Origin of the sequence: Stenotrophomonas sp. AR029 (assembly GCF_047520695.2) — a bacterium.
Classification (GTDB): Bacteria; Pseudomonadota; Gammaproteobacteria; order Xanthomonadales; family Xanthomonadaceae; genus Stenotrophomonas; species Stenotrophomonas sepilia.
On record NZ_JAXBQQ020000019.1, the window covers coordinates 1 to 1,429 of the forward strand.

Here is a 1,429-nt window from a genome sequence, read left to right on the forward strand (position 1 = left end):
GGGTGCCGGCCAGCGGCCGGCACTACCGGATGCAGGTCAGGTGCTGCGGTGGATCTCCACGGTGACATGCACCAGCTCCTCATGGATCGCCAGTGCATTGCGCACGGTATCGGCATCCAGACCTGCGTCGCTGGTGACCACGCTGGCACTGACCGCGTACTTGCCGCGACCCACCTGCCAGACGTGCAGGTCGGCCAGGCGCGCCGGCCACGGGCCCTGTTCGATCACCTCGCGTACTTCGGCCACCACCGGCGCGTCCATCTGCGCGTCGAGCAGGATGCGGCCGCTGTCGCGCAGCAGGCCGATCGCCCACACCGTGACCAGCACGGCGCCGACCAGGCCCATCACCGGGTCCAGCCAGGTCAGGCCCAGCAGCTTGCCGCCGAGCAGGGCGATGATGGCCAGCACCGAGGTGGCGGCGTCGGCCAGCACGTGCACATAGGCCGAGCGCAGGTTGAGGTCGTGACCGTGCGCATGGGTGTGATCGTGGTTGTGGCCGTGGTGATGGCCATGGTCATGCCCGTGGTGGTGATGCACGTGGCCCGGGCTGTCGTGCAGCCACCAGGCGCACAGCAGGTTGACGCCCAGCCCGACCGCAGCAATGGCGATGGCTTCGTTGTAGTGGATCGTTGCCGGTACCCACAGCCGCTCCAGCGATTGCACCGCCATCAGCGCGGCGACGCCAAGCAGGGCGATGGCGCTGGTATAGCCGGCCAGGATCTCTATCTTCCAGGTACCGAAGGCGAAGCGCGGGTCGTGCGCGTAGCGGCGCGCGCAGCGGTAGGCGAACACTGCCAGGCCCAGCGCGAGTGCGTGCGAACTCATGTGCCAGCCGTCGGCGAGCACGGCCATGGAGTTGAACCACCAGCCGCCGACAATTTCCACCAGCATCATGCTGACGGTGAGCCACAGAGCGCGGCGGGTATTGCGTTCGGCCAGCGGGTTGCCGTCGTCGAAGCGGTGTTCGTGGCGACGGGCGGCGGCGAGGGCATCCAGGTGCATGGAAAGACCAGAGGGTGGAAGGATACCCCCATAGGGTATACGATGCGCCCATGGCCCATGTACACAGGAATCGAAAGCAGCTGCTGACCCGGGTACGCCGCATCGGCGGCCAGGTGGCGGCGTTGGAGCAGGCGCTGGACAGGCCGGAGGGTGAGGCCGGCGACTGTGCGGACGTGCTGGTGCAGGTTGCCGCCGTGCGCGGTGCCGCCCACAGCCTGCTGATGGAGCTGCTGCACGAGCATCTGCAGGAACATGTGGTCGGCGCCGAAGACCCGCAGCAGCGGGCGGCCGAGGCCGAGGTGCTGGTCGAACTGCTGCGCCGCTACGGCAAATAGCAAGGGGTAGTGCCGGTGCCGCGCGTTCCAGATATGCGTGGCGGCCAGCAGCAGGCTGCCGGTGACGGTCATCGGTGTTTCCCAGTCGTGCG

2 protein-coding genes and 1 pseudogene are annotated in these 1,429 nt (G+C 68.1%); 1 reads left to right on the forward strand and 2 read right to left on the reverse strand.

The features are described from left to right. Positions 1 to 36: 36 nt before the first annotated feature. Positions 37 to 1,002: a CDF family Co(II)/Ni(II) efflux transporter DmeF gene (gene dmeF, locus ACM0PB_RS20165; protein ID WP_329848208.1), complete on the reverse strand. Its 966-nt coding sequence runs from the start codon at positions 1,000 to 1,002 to the stop codon at positions 37 to 39. 50 nt (positions 1,003 to 1,052) lie between these two features. Here dmeF and ACM0PB_RS20170 point away from each other — a divergent pair, with 50 nt between their 5' ends. Then, positions 1,053 to 1,337 carry a metal-sensing transcriptional repressor gene (locus ACM0PB_RS20170; RefSeq protein WP_049417302.1) on the forward strand — a complete coding sequence of 95 codons (285 nt, stop codon included), beginning with the start codon at positions 1,053 to 1,055 and terminating at the stop codon, positions 1,335 to 1,337. A gap of 9 nt (positions 1,338 to 1,346) precedes the next feature. Here the strand turns inward: ACM0PB_RS20170 and ACM0PB_RS20175 are convergent. Then, positions 1,347 to 1,429 (reverse strand): annotated as a pseudogene (locus tag ACM0PB_RS20175) (MerC domain-containing protein); the annotation flags it as partial.

Bases quoted from the DNA above. Each gene is read 5' to 3' on its own strand.
- dmeF (WP_329848208.1), bottom strand. From the start codon at position 1,002: ATGCACCTGGATGCCCTCGCCGCCGCCCGTCGCCACGAACACCGCTTC.
- ACM0PB_RS20170 (WP_049417302.1), top strand. From the start codon at position 1,053: ATGGCCCATGTACACAGGAATCGAAAGCAGCTGCTGACCCGGGTACGC.